At 56.2% G+C, this 22,608-nt stretch carries 16 protein-coding genes and 1 riboswitch; of the genes, 9 read left to right on the forward strand and 7 right to left on the reverse strand.

Annotated features, from left to right (window positions below; translation table 11 throughout):
* Positions 1-10: 10 nt before the first annotated feature.
* From NYE69_RS01650 to NYE69_RS01680, 6 genes are all read right to left on the reverse strand, one after another.
* Positions 11-973, reverse strand: coding sequence for a hypothetical protein (locus NYE69_RS01650; RefSeq protein WP_340923167.1), 963 nt, complete (start codon positions 971-973; stop codon positions 11-13).
* 224 nt (positions 974-1,197) lie between these two features.
* Complete coding sequence (locus tag NYE69_RS01655) at positions 1,198-2,256, reverse strand: SMI1/KNR4 family protein (RefSeq protein WP_340923170.1); 1,059 nt, start codon at positions 2,254-2,256, stop codon at positions 1,198-1,200.
* Between the two features lie 453 nt (positions 2,257-2,709).
* Positions 2,710-3,540 (reverse strand): sugar phosphate isomerase/epimerase family protein, encoded by an 831-nt coding sequence (locus NYE69_RS01660; protein ID WP_340923174.1) that lies wholly within the window; start codon positions 3,538-3,540, stop codon positions 2,710-2,712.
* Between the two features lie 292 nt (positions 3,541-3,832).
* On the reverse strand, positions 3,833-6,502 hold the full coding sequence (locus NYE69_RS33590) for a glycoside hydrolase family 6 protein (protein ID WP_445744741.1): 2,670 nt from the start codon (positions 6,500-6,502) through the stop codon (positions 3,833-3,835).
* Between the two features lie 510 nt (positions 6,503-7,012).
* Positions 7,013-7,669 carry an urea amidolyase associated protein UAAP2 gene (locus NYE69_RS01675; RefSeq protein ID WP_036627281.1) on the reverse strand — a complete coding sequence of 219 codons (657 nt, stop codon included), beginning with the start codon at positions 7,667-7,669 and terminating at the stop codon, positions 7,013-7,015.
* A gap of 32 nt (positions 7,670-7,701) precedes the next feature.
* Positions 7,702-8,418 (reverse strand): urea amidolyase associated protein UAAP1, encoded by a 717-nt coding sequence (locus NYE69_RS01680; protein WP_340923179.1) that lies wholly within the window; start codon positions 8,416-8,418, stop codon positions 7,702-7,704.
* Positions 8,419-8,518: 100 nt separating this feature from the next.
* A riboswitch (guanidine-I (ykkC/yxkD leader) is annotated at positions 8,519-8,618 on the reverse strand.
* Between the two features lie 455 nt (positions 8,619-9,073).
* Between NYE69_RS01680 and atzF the strand changes: the two genes are divergently transcribed.
* From atzF to NYE69_RS01725, 9 genes are all read left to right on the forward strand, one after another.
* On the forward strand, positions 9,074-10,822 hold the full coding sequence (atzF, locus tag NYE69_RS01685; protein ID WP_340923182.1) for an allophanate hydrolase: 1,749 nt from the start codon (positions 9,074-9,076) through the stop codon (positions 10,820-10,822).
* Positions 10,823-10,853: 31 nt separating this feature from the next.
* Positions 10,854-12,488 (forward strand): PucR family transcriptional regulator, encoded by a 1,635-nt coding sequence (locus NYE69_RS01690; protein ID WP_340923186.1) that lies wholly within the window; start codon positions 10,854-10,856, stop codon positions 12,486-12,488.
* 30 nt (positions 12,489-12,518) lie between these two features.
* Positions 12,519-13,325, forward strand: coding sequence for an ABC transporter permease (locus NYE69_RS01695; RefSeq protein ID WP_316560366.1), 807 nt, complete (start codon positions 12,519-12,521; stop codon positions 13,323-13,325).
* Positions 13,326-13,360: 35 nt separating this feature from the next.
* Positions 13,361-14,164 (forward strand): ABC transporter ATP-binding protein, encoded by an 804-nt coding sequence (locus tag NYE69_RS01700; protein WP_316560367.1) that lies wholly within the window; start codon positions 13,361-13,363, stop codon positions 14,162-14,164.
* Positions 14,151-15,524: an MATE family efflux transporter gene (locus tag NYE69_RS01705; protein ID WP_328272692.1), complete on the forward strand. Its 1,374-nt coding sequence runs from the start codon at positions 14,151-14,153 to the stop codon at positions 15,522-15,524. The genes NYE69_RS01700 and NYE69_RS01705 overlap by 14 nt, the downstream gene beginning before the upstream one ends.
* Before the next feature lie 61 nt (positions 15,525-15,585).
* Positions 15,586-16,695, forward strand: coding sequence for an ABC transporter substrate-binding protein (locus NYE69_RS01710; protein WP_328272694.1), 1,110 nt, complete (start codon positions 15,586-15,588; stop codon positions 16,693-16,695).
* 62 nt (positions 16,696-16,757) lie between these two features.
* Positions 16,758-17,330 carry a cysteine hydrolase family protein gene (locus tag NYE69_RS01715; RefSeq protein ID WP_328272696.1) on the forward strand — a complete coding sequence of 191 codons (573 nt, stop codon included), beginning with the start codon at positions 16,758-16,760 and terminating at the stop codon, positions 17,328-17,330.
* Positions 17,331-17,358: 28 nt separating this feature from the next.
* On the forward strand, positions 17,359-17,928 hold the full coding sequence (locus NYE69_RS01720) for a cysteine hydrolase family protein (RefSeq protein WP_128630633.1): 570 nt from the start codon (positions 17,359-17,361) through the stop codon (positions 17,926-17,928).
* 6 nt (positions 17,929-17,934) lie between these two features.
* Positions 17,935-19,593: an amidohydrolase gene (locus NYE69_RS01725; protein ID WP_340923198.1), complete on the forward strand. Its 1,659-nt coding sequence runs from the start codon at positions 17,935-17,937 to the stop codon at positions 19,591-19,593.
* A gap of 514 nt (positions 19,594-20,107) precedes the next feature.
* Here NYE69_RS01725 and NYE69_RS01730 read toward each other — a convergent pair.
* Positions 20,108-22,426, reverse strand: coding sequence for an endo-1,4-beta-xylanase (locus tag NYE69_RS01730; RefSeq protein WP_340923201.1), 2,319 nt, complete (start codon positions 22,424-22,426; stop codon positions 20,108-20,110).
* Positions 22,427-22,608: the final 182 nt, after the last annotated feature.

Here is a 22,608-nt window from a genome sequence, read left to right on the forward strand (position 1 = left end):
TTATGGTTTTTTACATCACTTCAAAATAATAAAATTGACCTTTGGAATTAAACTTGCCTTGTACCTTTGGAGCGCCCTTTTTGGTGAACATCACGGTATCTTCATTGCCTTTGACCTTTTCGGCGGCATATCCCGAAAGATCCAGATTCATGATCGATTTGGCCTGCTTGGCGGCTGTTTTCAGCAGTTGATCCACAGTATAGCTTTTGATCTTGTTTTCGATAGCCTCCCTATCTTTGGTGTCTTTTTTATGAAGTTGATCGGACAGAGCCATCGCATTGACGGTCATGATTCGGTTGGTTCCTTGCTCGACGTCAATCCATACGTTCCCCTTGTCTGTCGTGTAGGCCAAATTATAAACCGGCTTTTGATTCGGTTTTATCGTCATTCCGCTCACGCTGCGGGCTTTCTTTTTTAGTCCGCCGATTTTGGTAAGGGCCGCGTCCGCCGCCGCCTTGACCGGCTGAGGGACATCCTTCTCTTTAACGTCTACAGTGCTGTACTCCAGCTTTCCGTTTGTAAGATAAACAGTCCCGGCATCGTTTCCTGTATTCACCTTCAGCCCCTCTGTATCCGTGTAATTAACGATAACTATGTCAAGCTCTTCGTTGTTTTTCGGGAAGGCCTTTTTCCATGCAGCTTTCAGTTCGTTCTTAAACTTTGCGTTTTGCAGGTCCTTGTATTCAAATTGGACCGAGATGATTTTAACGGTTCCCTCAGCATCTACGATCACTTGACTGTATGAATTTCCCTCGATCTCAAGTGACACATCATTTCCGAATGCTTCGGCTTTCGAGAACGAGTAGGTATTCCCCGTGATTTCTTTCAGCTTGTTCTGCGCAGCTTCGATTAAAGCTTGATCCACGTTCTGGATAGTCACAGCCGAGGCGGCATGGGCAGAAGTGTCCGGCAAACCGCTCACCAGCATGGCGGCCAGTGCAACGGAGCCGATTATTTTGTGAATTTTGTTCATTGGTGTTATCCTCCCTGATCCTTAATCTGTTCACTTATATAACAAATAAGGACAGGCGATTCGTGACAAGGCGCAAAAAAAAAGCCGCTCCTGCGAGCGGCGGTGTTATTCAAATGAGCGGGCAGTTCACGGGGAAAGGCCTTCCGCCCCATAAAGCACAAGGCAGCCTATAAAAGGCGGCTCTGGCGTTCATTCCTTTTCCCGGGGTAAGAAATGGTTTACGCTTAAACCTCACTAACCAGCCCGCGAATAAAGGCCTCAAAACGGGGAGCGAGTTTGGTTACTTTGAAGTTGTTCGCCTTATCGACATGTACAACCTCGGGTTCGCCGTCGTTTCCGGACTCGCGGTAGTCCAGCATGATCGCCCCGGACTCCGCCGGACAGTCGCCGATGATAACGCCAAATTCGGGATAACCCTCGTTGTCGATGCGGAATCGGCTGCCCGCTGCCCCGCATAGGGAATGTTTTTTCTCTCTGCCGATGCCCAAAATGCCCGTAATCTCGATAGGGCCTTTAGTCCGATCACCAGTTTCCCCTATAGGAAAAAACCGGCTTCGCGGAATACCGCCGTTATGTATTTTCATCATCTGAACATAAAAAGCAGGCAGCTTGAAAACCAGTTCTTCTTCCACGGAAGCAATCAGTTCGTCGCTGGGCGGTCCGGATACGTACTTCTCCGCGTCCGGGGCGCTGTCGTCCCAAAAACCCGCCAAATCCAACTCCCCGTTCGCGCCGGCATGGGCGTAAACGCGGGTACCACCGGGACCGCCTTCAGTACGGCCATCACGAATATTAGCGTCGCCATCAACGTCGCCATCTATGTCGCCATCGACACGGCTTCCGCCTTTATTGTCACCGTCCGCATCGGCATCCGCCCCAGTTGAAGCCTCAGCTTCACTCCGATCGCCGTCTCCCGACTGGCCAGGCTCCTCCGCAAGTTTTTCACGGATCCAGCCCAGGAATTCCATCGTGTCTTCATCCCCGGGGTCCAACCGGTCGGCGGCTTCGAACGCTTTCAAAGCTTCGTCATACTGCTCCAGATAGTAATAGGCAAGTCCCACCCGGTAATGCCAAAGCGGGTCCTCCCGCCCCTCGTCCGCAACCGTCATAAACTGTTCAACCGCTTCTTCATACCGCTCCAGATTGTTTAACGCCCGCCCCAAATGGCTGACCAGCTCATAACCCCTGTCCTCGGCGGGAATCTCCGTAATCACATTTACGATATTCTCAAACTCATCTTCCTCATGCCACGTCTCCAATTGCGCCAAAAGATCTTCTCTCAACACGAATTCCTCCTACGCGAATGCCTTTTTCAAATTATACCATTCCGAGAGGAGCGTTCACCAGCGCGGCACCTCTTACTGATCATCTCTTTCGTGCCATCTCTCTCCTGTCATCTCTTTCCGATCATCTCTCTCCGATAACAGGAGAGTCAGTAACATTCCACGAAATGCAAAAGTGCAGGCGATTTTTGTCGAAACCCTCTATAACAGGCAGCTCAAATGTAAAAGTGCAGTTCAGATTCAGCCATTCGCCCATATTTTTCCAAAAACTCCCTAACCAACTGCACTTTTGCAGGCCAATCGCCTCGGAAGGGGAAAATCGCCGAAATGAGATGCACTTTTGCAGTTGGCCGACCAATGAGGCCTTCTATAATAGAGAGCACCAGATAGGGAGACGAAATAGAGAGCACGAAATAGAGAGTCCGAAATAGAGAATCCGACTGTCCGCCTACATCACACTCTCGCCTTCGCCCGCCCTTCCCGCACAAACCGCGCGGCAGCGGAGCATTCCTCCTCCGTCACCTGCTCCAGCGTGACAAACCCGTGCGGCTTGTGCTGCTCGAGCAGCCGCCAGAAGAGGGGATAGTCAAGCTCGCCCAGGCCGGCGGCCGTGACCGTTAACCCGCCGCCGTCCGCTTCACGCTTGGCATCCTTGGCATGGGCGCTGACGATCCGCGAGCCGAACAGATCGAAGGCCGTACGGATAATTTCATCGTGCCGGTCAAAGTTGGAAGCGTTTAACATATTGCACGGATCAATCAGCACGCCCACACACGAGGACGGGAACCGCTCGATGGTCTCGGCCATCGTTTCGGGGGAATCGATGAGGTGGCCCTGCGCGGCTTCCAATCCGATCGTAACGCCCCAGCGTTCCGCTTCTTCCACCAGTTCCTCCAGCGCCTGGTTAAGCCGTTCCCAATGCTTGGACAAATGGCTCCGGTCCGCAGGCACGCCTACCTCGGTCGCAACGATCGGCGCCCCAAAATGCCGCGCATTCCGCAGATGTTCCTTAAACCGCTCCACATTGTGGCGGAAGCTCTCGTCGTCAAGCTCGATCAAGCTGGCGTAGCAGCCGAGCACGGCGATCCGTACGCGGTTGTCCTCGAACGCCCCTCCTACTTCGTTGGCCAACCCCGGACTTATTTTTCCCAGCGAAAAATCAACGTCCGAAATCGCCTTGGACAACGCCAACTGCACGTAAGGAAAATGAAATTCGGCCACCTTCGACGCCAACTCCCTAAAAGGCCGCTTTCCCAGCAAATGCGCTAAAATTCCGACAGACACTCGTTTCTCCTCCTTTTTACTCACCAACTCAGGATTAAAAACTCATTTCTTCCAGTTCATTCGCCATTTCCGGGCGTATTCCTGCAAAAATTAGGTTAATTATGAATCGTATGAATCAACGGAAAGACCCGGGCCTTTAAGGCCCGGGCCGTTTTATTCCAAAGCAACAAGCAATGCTGCCTCAAATCCTTTGCCGCGGGTACAATGCTGCGTAAAGCACCAAAACTTTGATCACAGAGCTCTTTGGAAAGTTTTCAACTCGCTCCGGCTGTTTAGTGCTTGCCGTTTGCCATCATACCCCCGGTTCGATCCCCCACACCAGTTCTCCGTTTTGGTACAGCGTCACTTTTTCCCAGTCGGTGAACGATGTTTGGGTTGCATTGTAAGAGTAATCATCGGTTTCGTCAAAGTTGGTCCAGCTTGATTTGGCCGCGCGAATCTGGATATCTCCGGTTTGTCCTCCCGGAGCAAGCGAGCCCGCACCGCTGGTGAAACCAACCTCCATATAACTGTCCGTGAAGGTTACCACTACGTTAGAAGAGCCGACTTGCGCCCAGTCAACCCAGGCTTGCATCGCATCGCTGCCCTCTTTGGTGAAGTAGTAGCGAAGCTTCACATCGCTCAGCTTAACGGCTGTCGAACCGTTGTTCTTGATGTTGAACTGAGGACGGATTTGGTTGTCGGTCGCGCTGGAATCGCCGTTGCGGTATTGCGCGACCAAGTCGCCTTTAGGCAATTCCCGGGGAGCTGCGCTGACCGTATTGGAATCAGAGCTCTCGCCCGATTTATTGTTGGCGCTCACCACATAGTAGTACGTGCTGCCATTCTTCACATCAGTATCCGTAAAGGAAGTTCTCGTTACGGAATCCGCGATCGTCTCAAACGGACCTTGCGCGCTATCCGCACGCTTCACATTATAGCTCTCCGCGCCTTTTACCGCGTTCCAGCTCAGCTTGACCTCGGCGTTGCCGGCCGTCGCTTTCAGTCCCGCGGGCGCATCCGGGGCCGGTTCCGCGGCAGGAGTCGCGCTGACCACGGTAGATTCAGGGCTCACCCCGGCGCCGTTTACAGCGCTGATTACATAGTAATAAGTAGTGCCGTTAATCACATTCGTATCCGTATACACGGTCCCCGTCACGGTTTCGGCGATAGGCTCAAACGGCCCTGCCGCGTCAACCGCGCGCTTCACGGTGTAGCCCTCGGCTCCGCCCACGGCATTCCAGTTGAGCTTCACCTGCATGTCCCCCGCTTTAGCGGTCACCTTTGCAGGAGCGGCCGGCACGGTAGGAACGGAATTGCCGTAGCTCGTCGTTACGATGACCTGCACGGCGGAATCCACGCTTTCCCCGGCTTTGTTGACGGCGCTGACGACATAGTAGTAAGTAGTGTCGCTCTTCACGCTTGCGTCCGTGTAGGTCAAGCCTTTCACATTGGAGGCGATGACGGTGAACGGACCTTCCGCGCTGGTCGCGCGTTTAACGTTGTAACTTTTCGCGCCTTCCGCCTTCGACCAGTTCAGCGTTACTGCGGCCGTCAGCGTATCCGGAGCTACAGGAGGCGTATCTTGATTACCGCCGTTGTCGGACAGCGGAATCGCCGGATAAGCGTTTTGTATAAGCTCTACAAACTGTTCATGGAACCAGTGACCCGACAGCGGAGCGTTCGGCAGAGCTCCGGTCAATGTACCGTCGGCTGTCGTGTAAGTCGGATCGCACATCCGGTCAAAACCCTTGCCTTCATCATTCGGAATTAGGGTACTCGAACCGTCCGAATCTCCCGGCGGCTTCACCCATACCAACGCATCGACATGCGGATAAGCTTGCGGAGCGGCTTGCGGCGGCATGCCCATCCCCGCGCCCGCCGCATTACACCAGTTGCCGCGATGCAGGCGCTTATCGATACGTCCGGAATCTACATAAGTATTGATATCCGAGCCGGATGCCCCGGTCGGACGGTTAGGTCCGCCCCATCCGTTACGCGAGGTATCGATCAGGAAACCGATGTCGGACGGCCAGCCCTTGGCCACAAAGCCGGAGTACAGCGCCGCCGTAAAGTCGGCCTCATCGAAGTACGGATTCCATTCATAGTATTTCGCCGCGCGAATCGGCTGCCCGTTAATCTGCAAATTCGCGTTCGGCAAGTTCGGTTCTTCCAAAGGCGTGGTGTTGGCCGTATTGGTGACGAAACCGTCAACGCTGGAGAAACCGCCTTTGGTACCTTGAACTACGGAAGTATACAGATTGACTGCAGGCTGCAGGTTGGAATCCCATCCGAGCCAGCCGGAGTGCCCGATGTCCAGATATTTGTAGACGTTCGGGATGTCATGCAATTGGTCCAGCGCATAAGTGATCCCATCCCGGTAAATATTGCTGGAATTTGCTGCCGCACAAGCCGGGGTGCTCAAGTTCGTCACCAGGTTAGGCAGCGAGTCAGGTTCGATCACGGTGACGATGCGGATATCTTTATACTTCGGATTGGAGAAAATATCCGCGATTACATCGATATATTCCTTCTTGTATCTTTCCAGCGCATCTTGCGTGAGCGGCAGTTCGCCGTTGGAAGCCAAAGCGTGACAGTCGCGTCCCGGCATATCGTAGATAACGAAGCTGGCCGTGATCGGCGTGTCGCCTTCTTTTTGCGCCAGCGCGTTGTCCAGGTGTTCTTCCAGGCTGAGGCGTCCGTCACCGCCTTGAATCGCCGAAATCCGATCGAGCCAGACGGCCGTCGGGTACGACTTGACCGTCTCCATCTTGGCGGCCAATACATCGTCGGTCACCTGCGCGATCGACGTGTCGACAAAGTTCGCATAATCCGGGTTAATATACGCCGTAGCGCCGACAAACGGGTTGTCCACATGAGCGGAGTCCGCCGCCGAAGCCGGCAAAGCCAACGGAACGGTTAATGTTGAAATCATACAGGCCATGAAGAGGGTCTTCATTTTGCCCAAAAGCTTTTTCTTCATCTCGTTTACTCCCTTCGTTGTTTCGACAATTTCCTCATACAAAGCAGCAGCAGTGAACAGTCCTTACCGCGTCATCATTCACTCCCTCTCTCTAGCATTTTGGACGGGAAACGATAGAAAAAGAGAATTACGGCCGCCCTGCAGCCTGAATCCCTTCTCTCCCTTGGCCGACTCGCCTCCCGCGTTTTCCGCATCGTTCAGCCATCCGAGCTCCAACTTTTAAACATCCCCTCCCATTGTTAGATTAGTAGTTTTTGGGCGTCATTTAAACGCTTGCAAACTATTTCTATCGTATACATAAGAGGAATAATTTGTCAATTAAGAAAATTACTCTATTTTCCATCGAATCTTATATACTGGTTTTACCCCATTATTTTACATTCATTTTACAATTGATACGTTCCCCCGCCCCGTTTTGACAAAAAATGCCCGCCCCCATAGTTGATAGAGGCAGGCATTTGCTCGACTGCATGTCGCAAAGTTCTCCCGATTCTTTTGAATACCCGGCTATTATTCGTTCCAGATCAGCACGCGGATCGGCGTCGGATTATAGGCGTTGCACGGATTGTTGAGCTGCGGGCAATTGCTGATCAGCACCATGGAGCGGCAGCTCGACTGAACTTCCACATAACAGCCAGGCCCCGATACGCCGTCTTCGAAGGTCAGCCCGCCTTCCGGCGTAACCGGTACGTTCATAAAAAAGTTGATGTTCGGCGACAAATCGCGTTTTCCGTATAAGTGGCCTTCCGGATGCTTCGACAGCTCCAGCATAAACGTATCGCGGCAGTTGTGCATGTAGCCTTTCTCATGGGCGTAGCGGACCGTGTTGCTCTGGGACGAGCACGCCCCGCCCAGCGTATCGTGACGTCCGCACGTATCGGCGACGATCCGGGCCAGTTCCTTGCCCGATTCGGCAAGCAGGGCGGAGCCCGTTGTCAGGTAAATGTTATTCTGCGCATGAATCGTCCGCACGGCACTGTAATGGTCTTCCGGATTGTCGGCATCGTAAAACAGCGTGTCCGCCGCCTGGTTTCCCTCCAGATCCACGATGCGCAGCACCTGCCCCGGCCCAAGCTCATGCATCCAGCCCTGGCCCGCCGGGATCACCTCGTCATAAATCGCCGTCTCGGCCATCCGTGGACTTTCCACCCGATAAAATGCCTTCATTATTTTTAAACCTCCCTTTTCTTTTAAGTCAGTCAGCTTTGCAGCGCATAATAATTCCACGTGTTATCAAAAGCCCGGCGGTTCTCCGGACGGTAGTTGACGCAGGGGTCCTGCGAATCGGCCGGCAGCCCGGGCAGCACTTCGATCTTGACCGGCACCGACGGGTACGGCTCTCGCGGGTCCAACGGATGGGGCGTATTCGAAAAGATGACGAGGACATCCATTTCCGTACGCAGTGTGACTGTCTGTCCCGCGGCGCAGTGGGTTTGGACGAAATTCATATTGCCTTCCTCGTCGCAGAACACCTTGGAGAACCAGTTGACCACCGGCGACAAATCCCGGTTGCCGAGCCCGCTGCGGGTAAGCTCTACCGCCAAATTTTCCTGGCCGCTGCGCAGCCATTCGTTGCGCTTCTCCTGATACCGGCTTAGGCCGTATTTCGCGTCGGTGGATTCCCGCGTCGTATAGCCCCCTAACGGGTCATGCCAACCCAAATCGTCTTGAACGATGCTTGCCAGCACCCGGCCGTTGTCGCTCATGAGCACGTTTCCCTTCGTTAAATGCGCGGTGTGTTGGGCTTTAAGCGTGTCCGGCATATTGTACCGTTCCGTCAAATCGCGGGCGTGGTACATCAGCATTGCCACATTCGCCCCTTCTTCCAGTGCCGTCAGACGAATCAGTTTGCCCCTGCCGATCACTCCGGACCATTTGCCTCCCGGGTGCATCGTTTCGCTCCAAATCACGTTCATGGCCATCCACTCCTTTTTCCTGGCGGTTCGCGCCGAACTTTCGGAAGGTAAAACAAAAGGAAGACATCTTTAAACGCAGCCAGACGCTCGTCCTTACGATATCTCCCAGGTTTTTATCCTTCCGTGTAGTCCCCCATGCACGGGACCGTTTACTCTCGGACCAGACTCTGTTTCCAGACGGAACCCTAGTAAACTGTTAAACTATTTTATTTTTATGTTAGATAACATAACAACAGAATCATCACCTTGTCAAATCAAATAAATGTAAATATTTCTGAAAAAAAGCACCCGCTCACCTAACCGAGGACATCTTCAGAACCCGCGCTACCAGCAGGTTTCCCCGCCCCTCATTGAATCCGCCCATAATTCTACGGGCATTTTCTTGTGGATCGTACACAAATTTATTAGGGAGGAAAGCACCATTTCTGTGGACGAATCATGAAAATATCGAGTCCGATTCGTGGTATCTTGACAGTCTTCGACAACAGCGACAATAATATAAGCCATAACGTTATGTCAAATTACATTACACAAATTTGCAAATCAAAGAGTTTAAAGGCAATTTATTAACATTTTAAGTAATATTATATTACACGAAATTATTTTAAAAATTTTCCATTATGTTTGCAAATTTTGAGAGAGAGGGGTTCACACCTTGGAAAAGCTGACCATCGCCACGTTGAAGGCCATGTACAGGAGCCAGAAGACGACGCCGCAGGCACTGATCAAAGCGATTATTGAAAAGGCCGAACGCGACAAGTCCCTAAACATCTGGATCGTTCCTCCGTCCCTGTCGTTTATCCAGCCTTATTTGGATGGCTTGAAGGACAAAAGCCCGGAGCAATATCCGCTGTGGGGCGTCCCCTTCGCCATTAAAGATAATATCGACTTGGCGGGCGTCCCAACCACGGCGGCTTGCCCGGCCTACGCTTATACGCCCGAGCAAAGCGCTGAGGTGGTGGAAAGACTCATCGAAGCCGGGGCCATCCCGCTCGGCAAAACCAATCTCGACCAGTTCGCGACCGGGCTTGTCGGCACCCGCAGCCCTTATGGGGAAACGCACAACGCCCTGCTGCCCGAACTGATCAGCGGCGGCTCCAGCGCCGGGTCGGCGGTGGCCGTCGCCCGCGGGCAGGCCGTCTTCGCGCTTGGCACCGACACGGCCGGGTCGGGACGCGTGCCCGCCGCGCTGAACGATCTGATCGGCTACAAAGCCGCGATTGGCGACTGGCCAATCAAAGGCGTCGTTCCGGCCTGCGCCAGTCTCGATTGTGTCACGGTGTTCACGGCCGCGCTGGAGGACGCTTATCTCGTCGATGCCGTCGCCCGGGGGAAACGGGACCAGGATGCCCACAACGGCGGAGGATTCCGCTTCAATCCGCCCATCGCTTCGGGCAAGCCGCGGAAGCTGCTGCTGCCGAAGGAGCCGCTGTTCTTTTACGGCGACTTCAAAGACGCTTACCGCTCCGCTTGGGACAAAGCGGTAAAACGGCTGGAGCAATGCGGAATCCCCATCGAATACATCGATTCCGGCATTTTCCGCCAGGTGTCCAGCATCCTGTACGACGGCCCGTGGATCGCGGAGCGCTGGTCCGATTTGGGGGAATTCGTCGAATCGCATCCCGGCGGCATCTTCCCGGTGACGGAACAAGTCCTTCGCTCCTCGCACGATCGGGGGTACGACGCCGCCTCCGTGTTTACGGCGCTGCACCAGCTTCGCGGCTATAAAGAGCAGACCGGCGCGCTGATGCAGGACGCTATTCTCGTCATGCCGACCTGCGGCGGAACGTATACGCGGGAGCAGGTCGCCGCTTCGCCGGTTGCCGCCAACAGCGACATGGGCTACTACACCAACCACTGCAACCTGCTCGATCTGACGGCCATTGCGCTGCCGTCCGATTACGCCGGCGAGCGGCTGCCTTTCGGCATCACGATGTTTGCCTTGCGCGGCCAGGACCACATCCTGAAGGGTGCCGCCGCCGAGTTTATGCAGACCGATTCGATCGAACTGGCCGTCTGCGGCTTGCATATGCGGGGGTTCCCGCTTGAAAAACAGCTGCTGGAATGCGGCGCCTCCTTCCTGCGGCCGGACCGGACGGCCCCCTGCTACCGCCTGATCCGGCTGCAATCGAACCCTCCGAAGCCGGGCCTGATCCGCTCCGCGCCAGGCAGCTCGATCGAGCTGGAGGTATGGCGGATTCCACTGCACCGGCTTGGCGAGTTCATCCGCAAGGTGCCCGCGCCGCTCGGACTGGGCAAGATCGAGCTGCACAACGGAAGCGAAGTCACCGGCTTCCTTTGCGAGCCTTACGCCGAGCCGGGCGGAGAAGACATCACCCGTTACGGCGGCTGGGCGGCCGCGGAGCGGAGCAGGAGCCAAAGCGGTGAGCCGGCAACGGGATAAAAGCAAGTATGAGAGAAGGGAGTGAACAATTATGAACATGACCCGTCGTTTAACGGAGCCTCCGGCCCGCGAATTCCGCTGCGCAGATCTGTTTCATATGAACTCTCTCCCCAACCTGAAGCTGTTGGCGGGCGAATGCCGGCTGGACAACGCCATCAGCCGGGTCAACATTATGGAGGTGCCCGATATTCAGAATTGGGCCCAGGCCAACGAGTTTTTGGTGACCACCGGGTACTCGCACCACCATAATATGGACGCCTTCCTGGAGATCATTCCGCGGCTGGTCGAGCGCGGCGTGGCCGCGCTCGGCATCAAGCCCAAGCGGTTCATTACGGACATCCCCCGGCAGATTATCGACTGCGCCGAGGCGTATGAACTGCCGCTCTTCGAGCTGCCGGAGTCGACGATCTTCTCCAACGTCGTACGCGAGGTGATGGAGAAGGTGATCTCGCTGGAAACGAAAAACGTCCTGCTGCTGCAGCAGCGGCTGGAGCAAGTGGCCGAGCTGATGCTGCACGGCCGCGAAATGCCGCGGATCGTGGAGGCGGTTGAAGCGATGGTCGGCAATCCGCTCTGCATCTTAGGCGCCGAAGGCCGGATGATCGCCTCGCCGCGGCACGCCGCCTACTTCTCCCCGTTCCGCGAGCGTCTGACGGCCCTGAATTCCAGCTACCCCCAAAGCCGCAGCGTCATCACGGTCCCGGGCAAGCCGCCCAAGGGCAGCGACGTCCGCCTGCATGTATTCAATCTTTGGGAGGCGGAAAAGGACCCGATTCTCGTGCTGCTGGCCGAGAAAAACGGCGCCTGCAGCGAACTGGACCTGTCCACCGTATCCAGGATTTTGCCGCTGATCAACATCAGGCTGAGCGGCGAAAACACGTACAACCTGGTAAAAGCCAAATACTTCGACGATTTTATCAAGGACTGGCTGACCGGGGTCGTTCCTAGCGCGGAGCATCTCGATATTAAAGGCCGGCTCTACGGATACGAGGGTCTCTCCTCCAAAACCTACCGGGCAGCGATCGTCAAATTTCATGCCGGCTCGCCGCCCGCTTTGGATAGCGGCTTGATCGCCGAGCTTGCCCGCTCCGCGCCAAACGATTGCCTGTTTACGAGCATCGGCGGCAAAATCATCGGGCTCCTGCCGCAAACGGCCAATAACGGGGCCGGACTCACGCCGGAGGATACCGAACCGTTATTTCGCCACATCGCGGACGTATGCGGAACGGACGCCTTCTCCCTGTGCGTCGGCGAAGCAAGCGAGCCGCTCGCGGTGAAAGACAGCTATATCGACGCGGAAAATCTATACACCGCCTCCTGCATCAGCAAAGAGAACGCCAGGCTGATTACGTGGGAACGGCTCGGCATCTACGCCGTCCTCAGCCTTTTGCCCAAACACGTCAATGTGGACAAATATTTGGGCCGTTACGTAAAGCCGCTGGTTGTATACGATGAAGCGCATCACTCCAGTCTGATCCAAACGCTGAAGGTCTATTTTCAAATGGGCGGCAACATCAAGCTTACCGCTCAAAATATGTACACGCACTACAATACCGTTGTGTACCGCCTCGATAAAATCAAGTCCTTGCTGGGCATCTCGTTCGACGATCCGGAAGCGCGGCTTCAACTGCAGCTGGGCTTGAAAATTTATGAAATGGGAGAGTAGAGCATTCAAACCACAAAGGGGGAATTTAAAATGAACCACCGAAGCCAGCCGCGCACCCTGTTTCGAATTCGCCGGGACATCCCTCCGCGCCTGTTCAATACGATCATGGCGGTCACGTTTCTGCTGCTGATTGCGCTGTGGTATGCCGGGAGCCATTTTTCCGGCATCAATCCGATTTTTTTGCCGACGCCGGAGGCGACCTTCGCTTACTTGTTCTCCGTTCTTCAAGACGGAAGCCTCTGGGGAGACATCGGCGTCAGCTGCTACCGGGTGTTGATGGGCTTCCTGATCTCCGTGCTGATCGGCGTTCCGCTGGGCTTGCTCTCGGGCGCCTACAAAGTCGTAAATGCAGTGATGAAACCGCTGATCGAGTTTTTCCGCTACCTCCCGGTTTCCGCCCTGATCCCGCTTATTATGGTCTGGACCGGCGTCGGCGAAACCGCCAAAATCACGATTATCGTCGTCGGAGCCGTTTTTTCCATGACAGCCATGATCGCCGACATCGTAAAAAACATCCAAATCGACCTCATCAATACGGCCTATACGCTCGGTGCCACACAAGGGCAGGTTATTCGCAGCGTGATCATTCCCGCGATGATGCCAAGCGTGATGGACACGATGCGGATGGTTATGGGCTGGGCCTGGACCTATTTGATTATGGCGGAAATGCTCGCCTCCAGCTCCGGCCTGGGCTACAGCATCATGATCGCGGAACGCTTCATGAAAACCTACATCATTTTCGGCGGCATCTTCGTCATCGGCCTGTTGGGCCTGCTGTTCGACCGCATTTTCGCTTACATCAACAAGCTGCTGTTTCACTGGGCCGAAGACCTCTAAACCTTTACTGCGATCCATGAAAGGGGGAAATAATCATGTTGCAACCCGCGTCCAGCCCAAAAATCTCCTGTAAAAATCTCAACAAAATCTACCGCTCTAAAAGATCGGAAACGTACGCACTGAAAGACATCAACATGGACATTGAGGACAATGAATTCATTTGCGTCGTCGGCCCGTCCGGCTGCGGCAAATCAACCCTGCTCCGCATCTTTGCCGGACTCGACGAGGCCACCTCCGGCGATGTGATGCTGGGGGACCGCGTCATGACGGGGCCTGGCGCCGACCGCGGCATGGTGTTCCAGGCCTACACGCTGTTTCCCTGGCTGTCGGTCGAGCAAAACATCCGTTTCGGTCTCAAGCTGAAAAAAATGCCGAAGGACGAAGCCGACCGGATCACGGAGAAATATTTGAGCCTGGTCGGATTGACGGATTTCCGGGGCCGGCTGCCGAAAGAGCTGTCCGGCGGGATGAAGCAGCGCGTGGCCATCGCCCGGGCGCTGGCGAACAGCCCCGAGGTGCTGCTGATGGACGAGCCGTTTGGGGCGCTGGATCCGGACACGAAAGGCAATATGCAGCTGCAGCTGCGCGAGCTGTGGGAACAAGAGAAGCACACCGTCATTTTCATCACCCACGATATTGAGGAAGCGGTGTTTCTCTCCCAGCGCGTATACGTCATGAGCGCCCGTCCGGGGCGGATTATCGCCGATATCCCGATCGACCTGCCGGCCCGGCGCGATCTGGAGCTGAAGGACACGCCCGAATTCATCCAAATACGCAAAAAAATTCACGGCCTGCTGCACTCCGGTGATTTCAGGAATGACCTGCATGCGGCAACCTAGTCTCTTTTCGACCTTTCGCGAGGATGTTCCGTTTCTGAAAAGCTTCCTGCTTCTGTCGCTGCCGATCGGCCTGCAAAGCATGGTTACGAGCATTACGAACACGCTCAGCTCAGTGATGGTGGGCCAGCTTGGCGACCTGCAGGTGTCCGCCACCAGCCTGGCCGGCCAAGTCTTTTTCATTCTCAATCTGGTCATCGTCGGCATCGTCAGCGGAGCCACCATCTTCCTGTCGCAATTTTACGGCAAAGGAGATCGGCGGCAGCTAAAAATCGCCTCGGCGCTCGCCTTCGTCCTCATCCTGGGTGTCAGCGGATTGTTTACGGCGATCGGGCTGTTCTGGCCGGAGCAGGCGCTGCGGGTGTTCTCCAACGAAAGCGAAGTGGTCGCGGCGGCGGGACGTTATCTGCAAGCGGTCTGTCTCAGCTATTTGCCGACAGGACTATCGCTTGCCTGCACGATGATTTTCCGGAATATCGGCCGGCCCGGCTTCCCGCTGCGCATCACCGTCCTGACCATCCTGATCGACATCGTGCTGAGCTATGGGCTGATCTTTGGGAAATTCGGGATGCCGGCACTGGGCATCCAAGGGGCCGCTTACGCAATCGTCGCCGCGAGATGCGTCGAAATGCTCATTATGACGGCGGTGCTGTACGGCAAATTCCGCGACTTCGCGCCGGCGGCCGGCGATTTGTTCGCGGCCAAGCGGGATTTCCTGGCTGTTTTTTTCAAAACCTCTTTTCCCGTCATCATCAATGAAACGGTTTGGAGCATCGGCTACGCCCTGTACAGCGTCGTCTTTTACCATATGAGCTACACCGTTGGCGCGGCCGTCGGGATCGCCAAGGTGCTGGAACAGCTGCTCATCGCTTTCTTCATCGGCACCGGACAGGCGGCCGCGATCATGCTGGGACAGACGATCGGCGAAGGCCGACCGGAAAAAGCACCCTATTTCGTCAAGCGTATGGAAGCTTATACCGCGTTGTTCGGCATTTTGACCGGAGCGGTTATGGTTTTGGGAACGCCGCTGATGCTCCAGTTTTACCAAGGCATCTCGGATACGGTGCGGGACAACGTCATGCTGATCGTCGTTTACCTCGCCGTCATCATGCCGGTCAAAGGAATGAATTTCGTGCACATCATGGGGACGCTGCGCGCCGGCGGGGACACAAAGATGTGTTTCATCATCGACAATGCCGCCCTGTGGTGCGTCTCGCTTCCGCTGACGTTTCTCGCCGGCTACACGCTGAATCTCGGCATTGAAGCCGTTTATCTCTTCGTCATCATTGACGATGTTTGCAAATACGTGCTTGTCCGGCTTCGCATCCGGAGCAACAAATGGATTCACAATCTGGTGGGTTAGCGGGCTAACGGCTGATTCACCGGATGTAATCAAATAAAAAAATAGTTGGAGGCGAGAAATCATGACGAGACAAAAGAAACGCGGCTTGATGAAAACGGGGGCAACGCTGCTGCTGCTAACGGCCATGATGTTCGGTGTGATCGCATGCGGAAACGGCAATTCCGCCGGCGGGACGACCGGCGGCGGAGGCAAAAGCCCGGCCAACGCCGCCGGTTCGGCGCAAGGCTCGAACGGTGCAGCAGGCTCCTCCGCACAGAACGGAGCACCTGTGACCGTCAAAACGGCGTATGCGCCGTTTATCGGAGGTATCGGGGTCTACGCGCTTGATGACAAGGAGTTTGACCTGGCCCACGGCGTGGATGTGCAAATTGGCGCTTTCGGTGCCACTTCCCCGCTCATGAGCGTAATGACCGGGGACGTCGATATCGCTTTTACGACGCTGCAATCCTATCTCATTTCGATAAACGCCCTCATTGAAGAGGGCACCGACATTGCCGATCTGCCGAAAATCGTGTACCTGCACAACGCATCAAAGGGAGCGGACGGCATCGTGGCCGATAAAAGCATCAAAACGGTCTCTGATCTGAAGGGGAAGTCGGTCACGGCCCAATACGGCGAAGTCACCCACTACATGCTGGCAAAAGCATTAGCCACGGCCGGACTGACCGTGGATGACGTCAAGCTCGTCGACATGGGGCCGGGCAAAGGCGGGGCCGCCTTCGTCGCCGGCAGCGTCGACGCTGCCACGACGTTTGAGCCATACCTGTCTCAAGGCGTAAGCTCCCGGGGCGGCAATGTGATCATCTCCACCGCCGACTTGGAGAACACGATCCTGGACGTGATCGTCGTCTCCGCCAAAAACGCCGCAGAAAAACCGGAATGGCTGCAAAACACGCTGAAAGCCGTGGAAGACGCCACGCAATACGTCAACAGCGATCTGGACGACGCCGCCGAAGTGACAGCTGATGATCTGCAGGTCAGCGCCGCGGAAGTCAAGGAAATGTTCCCGACCGTCCACCTGTACACGTTGGCCGACAACCATGAAGGGATGGACGAAGGCGGCTGGTTGTACAACACGATGAAGGATGTCGTTTATTTCTATCATTCCATTGGCGTCATCAAGAATAATTTTGATGTGAAGCAACTGGTATCCACCGATTTCCTCTGGTAATCCGAAAAACTTGGCCGGGGCGTCAGCGCCCCGCCACCCCATTTTAATTAGGAGGCGATCACATGATTGCGATTCCCGAACACAGCGTGCTTATTTTGGTTGACGTGCAAAATTCCGACCCTGCCAAGCATCCGCGCGGCATTCCGGAAAAAAGGCTGGCGTATTTGAAAAACGTCGAGCGGGTCACCGAATATTTCCGTCAGCGCGGCGGCGTGCCGATCGTGCACATCCGCGAAATCCACCGCAAGGATCTGGTCGATTTCGGCCGCGAGCTCGACGGCGCGGAGAACATTCACTGCGTAGAGGGCACGCCCGAAGCGACGTATTACGAGCCGACCGCGCCGATCGAGGGTGAATATACGGTGGACAAACGCCGGTATAGCGCCTTTTTCGGAACCGATTTGGAAATTCTGCTGCGCGGGCTTAAGGCTGAGCATCTGTTCCTCGTTGGCGGCATGACCGACATCTGTGTTCACTATACGGCCGTGGACGCCCATCAATACAACTATCACGTCCACGTGTTCAAGGAAGCCTGCGGGACGCCGAGCAGCGACGAGGTTGCCCAGGCGGCGCTCGACAATATCGAATATTTTCAAACGGGCTCGGTCATTTCCGTGGAAGACTTGTTCAACTAAAATCCAATAATGAGGAGGAGAGCCGATTATGGCAAAAATCCCCGAACATAGCGCATTGCTCGTCATCGACATTCAAAACGACACGGAAAGCGACGCCATTCCCGTGATGGAGGGCGGCACCTGCCTGCTGAACGCGCCGAAGGTCATCCAGCATTTCCGCAAGCTGCAGGTGCCGGTCATCCAGATTCGCGAGCTGCACCGCGCCGACCACAGCGACTTCGGCCGCGAGCTCGACGGCGTGGAGAAGGTCCACTGCCTCGAGGGGACGCCGGCCGAGGAGTTTCACCCATCCACCGCCCCGATCGAAGGCGAATACATCATTACCAAGCGCCGCTACAGCGCTTTTTTCGCGACCGACCTTGATCTGCTGCTGCGCTGCCTTGGCATTAAGCGCCTGTACCTGATCGGCGGCATGACCGACATCTGCGTCCGCTTTACGGCCGTGGACGCCCATCAGCACGACTACCATTTCCATGTCGTGTCCGACGCCGTCGTCGGAACGACCCGGCAAGCCCATGATATGGCCCTGCTCAACATGGAATATTTGCAAACCGGGGCCAACATCACGACAGAAGATGTGCTGGCGCTCACCCGCTAATCGGCCATGGTACAGGAAAGAGGCGCAAAAACGGCCGCTTGGAGGCGGATTGCCGAGCTGGTCGAGCAGCGGCGGGAAGCGATGACGGAGCTGAGCGACCGGTTATGGGAGCTGGCCGAAACGAAATTCGAAGAGTTCGAATCGGCCGGGCTGCTTGCGGAGCGGCTGAAGCAGCAAGGGTTCACGGTAGCGTTTGGCACCGGCGGGCTGCCGACGGCATTTACGGCTTCGTACGGCAGCGGCTGGCCGGTTATCGCCATCCTGGGCGAATACGATGCGCTGCCGGGGATGAGTCAGACCGCGGGCGCCGCTTTCCGGGAACCGCTTAAGCCCGGAGGCAGCGGGCACGGCTGCGGCCATCATTTGCTGGGCACGGGTTCGCTCGCCGCAGCGGTGGCCCTGAAGGAATATATGGCTGAAGCAGGGCTGCCTGGCACGATCCGCTATTACGGCTGCCCGGCCGAGGAAGGCGGTTCCGGCAAAACGTTCCTGGTGCGGGAAGGCGCATTTGCCGACGTTGACGCAGCGCTGACCTGGCATCCCGGCTACGGCAACGCGGTCGTTTCCCAGACGTCCTCAGCCAATTACCAGGTGCGCTACCGGTTTCAAGGACGCAGCTCGCACGCGGCCGCCAGTCCCCATACGGGAAGGAGCGCCCTGGATGCGGTAGAGCTGATGAACGTCGGGGCCAACTATTTGCGGGAGCATGTCCCGCGGGAGGCCCAGTTCCATTACGCGGTCACGGATACGGGCGGATTCTCTCCGAACGTCGTGCAGGCGGCCGCGGAAGTGGTGTATTTGATCCGCGCGCCCGAGGTTCGCCAAGTGGAGGAAATTTACGCGCGGATCAACGATATCGCCAAGGGAGCGGCGCTGATGACCGGAACGAAGGTGCAGATCGGCTTCGAAAAAGCCTGCTCCAATCTGATCCCGAACGTGACCGTGGAGCGAATCATGCAGCGATGCTTTGAGGCGCTCGGCGTGCCGGCGTTTACGGAGGAGGAGCGGCGTTATGCCCGCGCCATACTGGAGACGCTGCGGCCGGAGGCGAAGCCGGGCACGGACGGCGGACTGCAGGTGGATTCGGGGCGGGAGGCCTCGCCGAAAGGTGACCTAAGGCCGGAGGCCGGACCAAGAACGGATTTGCCGCAGGAGACCGCTCAGATAGGTGACCCAAGGCCGGAGGCCGGACCAAGAACGGATTTGCCGCAGGAGGGGCCGGAGGTCGGACCGGCAACGGGCCCGGAGACCGGGTCGATCGTGGAACCGGGGCCAAAGTGCGCTCCGGATCAAGCCGCCCTGCCGGAGACGCTCGATCCGTACCGCCCCGTGACCGGCCGGATGCTCGGTTCCACCGATGTCGCCGATGTCAGTTGGGTCGTCCCGACGGCCCAGCTCGAAACGGTCTGCTTCGCCGCCGATACGCCGTTTCACTCGTGGCAGATGGTCGCGCAAGGGAAGGCGGCGGCCGCCCATAAAGGCATGCTGCATGCCGCCAAAGTGCTCGCGGCGACCGCGGCGGAGCTGCTGAAAGACCCGGGCAGCCTCGAAGAGGCGAAACGGGAGCTGCGCAGCCGGGGCGGCCTGGAGGGATACGTCTGTCCGATTCCCGCCCATATTTTGCCCCCGGTAAAGGCCTGCCCGGGAAACGGGCAGCTCCCCTGAACCAAAACACAAAGCACCAAAGCCGCCAATTAACGCATGACGGCTTTGGTGCTCTGCCTTTAACTTGAAGCTAACGGTTGCCACAATCGCTATTTGTTCCAAAAACGTTGATTTCAAATTCTAACGGTTGCCATAGCGCTTATTTCACTTAAAACCGGCTAATTTCGCTTAGATTCAGGCAAATAAGAACGCTGACAACCGTTAGAATTTTGAAAAGGCCTTTTTTCGCAAAATAGCCGCTGTTACAACCGCTAGATTTTTTTGTGCTTGTGCTTTAACCCTTCAACGTGCTTCAATGCACTTTAGCGAATTAATGCACTTTACCGCTTTAATCCACTTTAACACTCTTTAACACTCTTTTACGCTCTTTTATGCTCTTTTATGCTCTTTTATGCTCTTTTACGATCTTTTACGATCCTGCTCTTTAACGCTCTTTAACACTCTTTTACCCACGCTTACTAATTCCCTTAGACTGCCTAAGCGCACCGGAAGCTTCCGCCCCATACGCGCTACATCACATCCCCGGCTCCGTCCCCCAAACGAGCGTGCCGTTCCGGTACAGGGTCACGCGATCCCAATCGGTGAACGACGTCTTTGACCCATCATAAGAGTAATCATCGCGCTCGTTATAGTTGGTCCAGTCGGTTTTGTTGATCCGCGTCTGGATCTCGCCGCTGTTGCCGCCCGCCGCGATGCTGCCGGCCGCCGGTGAGAACGACAGCTCCAGATAATAGTCGGCTCCCGAACGGGCCTCGTCCAGCTTCACCAGCCTGCCGCTAATGTTCGAGCCGCCGACCTGCGCATAATCGCAGTGGAACTGCTGCGGCTTGTCCCCGTCGATCGTGTACCAGTACCGGAGCGTCAGCTCGCTCAGCGGCACCGCTTCATCGCCCCGGTTGACGATGCGGAAATGCGGCTTCAGATGGTTGTCGCCCGCATTGGAATCGGCGGAACGGTACTGCACCGCCAGCTCGCCGGGCTCCGGCGCCGGCGTCTCCCGCGGCGTCGCGTTAACTTCCGCCGAATTCCGGCTTTCGCCCACATTGTTGACGGCGCTGATCACGTAATAATACGTCTTGCCGTTGACCAAGCCGGCATCGCTATACACGGCGGCCGTGACCCCTTGGGCCACCGTCACATACGGCCCGCCGCTTTGCTCCGCCCGCTTCACATGGTACCCGGACGCCCCGTTGGCCGCATCCCAGCTCAGCGTCACCCGCTGATCGCCGGCCGCCGCCTTGACGTTTGCCGGCACCGCCGGAACCTGCGGCTGCGCAGCATCGACAATCGCCCAATACGCCGGTTTGGACTGCAGCCGCTCATCGAACAGCAGCGGCCAATTGTTGCGGTTCACCGGGTATTTGCGGAGCCAGGAGTTTCCGTCGTCTTTGCCCCAGACCGTCACGTTGTCGATCAGGTCGCTATGTTTTCTGAAAATGTCGAACAGCTGTTGATAACGGGTCACTTGCTTTTGCGCGATGCTGTCCGGCAATGTGTCGTAACGCTGATTGGTGTTCGTGTACACATCGATGTCCAATTCGGTGATTTCCGTCTTAAGCCCGAGCTCGGCAAATTTAAGAATTGAATTTTCGATCTCGCTCATCTGCGGCCAGTCGATGTTGATATGCGTTTGATGCCCTACCCCGTGAACGGGAATGCCTTTCTCCTGCAGCCGCTTGACCAGGTTGTACAAAGCCTGGCTCTTGGCCGGCTCGTGCGTGTTGTAGTCGTTGATGAACAGCACGGCGTCGGGATCGGCTTCATGTGCATAAATGAAGGCCTTCTCGATGTATTCTTCGCCGGCGATCTGGTACCACAGGCTGCGGCGCAGTCCGTCCGGCTGGCTCGGATCAATCACCTCATTGACAACGTCCCAGGCGTAGATAGCATCCTTATACCGCCCCATGACTGTCTTGATGTGGTTCTCCATCCGCTGGAACAGCACATCCTTGCTGACCAGATTACCGTTCTCGTCCCGGAAAACCCAATCCGGGGTCTGATTGTGCCACACGAGCGCATGGCCCCGCACCTGCTGGCCGTTGTCCAACGCGAACTGAACGGCCGCGTCCGACCCAGCGAAGCGGAACTGGCCTTCCTCCGGCTCGGTGCTGTCCCACTTCAGCACATTGCCCGGCGTTACGCTATTAAAATGCTTGGCCAAAAGCTGTCTGTCCGGCTCCTGGTAAAGCTCGGAATTTTCAAAAGCGGCCCCGAACAAGAAATCGCCGGCGAATACGTCCTTCAGCGAAGGAATCCCGTCTTCGATGACGATCGGGTCGGAGTCCGGCAGCCGCTCCAGCGCAAAATCGTCCAGATAAAACGACAGCGTCGGCTGATCCGGGATTTCAAAGTATATGGACAGTTGATCCCCCGGTTCGCGGTATTTGTACTCCGCCCGCAGCTCTAACCAGCGGCTGGCCGAAGCGGTGCCGTTCGCGATTTGCTCGTAGTGCGCATCGCTCCCCGCCGTTCGCTGCATCGTCATGTACACCCGGCTGTCCGGAGAACCGGCCGGCAGCTTGATCCAGCCCGAAAACACGTACGTTTTCCCTAATTCCATCTGCGCCGTCACGTCCAGCGTCGCCCCGTGCCACCCCTTGCTGCGGTCCGCCACCTTCAATCCGTAAGCACCGCTGCGCGCCGCTTCGGCCGCCGCCGTCAGCGTCTCCTCCGAACTGCGTCCGGTCCACCCCTGGGCCGTACCGTCCTCAAAATCGCTTTGCACCAGAACGGTGTTCGCCGCCTGGGCGTCCGGCTGTGCAGAGAAGTACGCCCCGACTAAACTTAAAATCCAAAACAAGCTAAACACTTTGCGCAACAACCGTTTTCTCATCGTCATTCTCCTCCATTCACAGAAAAAATCGATTTCCAGCCTCGTTCAGCATGAACAGGAAACAAAAAGAGTCCTGCTAATGAAACATCACCTTCCCTCCGGTTTCATCGTTATAGACAAGACGGGCCCCCGCCTCGGCTACCGTAAACCGTCATCCGGCCAACCATCACATAAAACGCTTC

It is taken from the genome of Paenibacillus sp. FSL R5-0527, assembly GCF_038008055.1.
Classification (GTDB): domain Bacteria; phylum Bacillota; class Bacilli; order Paenibacillales; family Paenibacillaceae; genus Fontibacillus; species Fontibacillus macerans.

Bases quoted from the DNA above. Each gene is read 5' to 3' on its own strand.
- NYE69_RS01720 (WP_128630633.1), top strand. From the start codon at position 17,359: ATGGCAAAAATCCCCGAACATAGCGCATTGCTCGTCATCGACATTCAA.
- NYE69_RS01715 (WP_328272696.1), top strand. From the start codon at position 16,758: ATGATTGCGATTCCCGAACACAGCGTGCTTATTTTGGTTGACGTGCAA.
- NYE69_RS01710 (WP_328272694.1), top strand. From the start codon at position 15,586: ATGACGAGACAAAAGAAACGCGGCTTGATGAAAACGGGGGCAACGCTG.
- NYE69_RS01675 (WP_036627281.1), bottom strand. From the start codon at position 7,669: ATGAAGGCATTTTATCGGGTGGAAAGTCCACGGATGGCCGAGACGGCG.
- NYE69_RS01695 (WP_316560366.1), top strand. From the start codon at position 12,519: ATGAACCACCGAAGCCAGCCGCGCACCCTGTTTCGAATTCGCCGGGAC.
- NYE69_RS33590 (WP_445744741.1), bottom strand. From the start codon at position 6,502: ATGAAGAAAAAGCTTTTGGGCAAAATGAAGACCCTCTTCATGGCCTGT.
- NYE69_RS01730 (WP_340923201.1), bottom strand. From the start codon at position 22,426: ATGAGAAAACGGTTGTTGCGCAAAGTGTTTAGCTTGTTTTGGATTTTA.
- NYE69_RS01705 (WP_328272692.1), top strand. From the start codon at position 14,151: ATGCGGCAACCTAGTCTCTTTTCGACCTTTCGCGAGGATGTTCCGTTT.
- NYE69_RS01690 (WP_340923186.1), top strand. From the start codon at position 10,854: ATGAACATGACCCGTCGTTTAACGGAGCCTCCGGCCCGCGAATTCCGC.
- NYE69_RS01650 (WP_340923167.1), bottom strand. From the start codon at position 973: ATGAACAAAATTCACAAAATAATCGGCTCCGTTGCACTGGCCGCCATG.
- NYE69_RS01680 (WP_340923179.1), bottom strand. From the start codon at position 8,418: ATGAACGTGATTTGGAGCGAAACGATGCACCCGGGAGGCAAATGGTCC.
- NYE69_RS01700 (WP_316560367.1), top strand. From the start codon at position 13,361: ATGTTGCAACCCGCGTCCAGCCCAAAAATCTCCTGTAAAAATCTCAAC.
- NYE69_RS01725 (WP_340923198.1), top strand. From the start codon at position 17,935: ATGGTACAGGAAAGAGGCGCAAAAACGGCCGCTTGGAGGCGGATTGCC.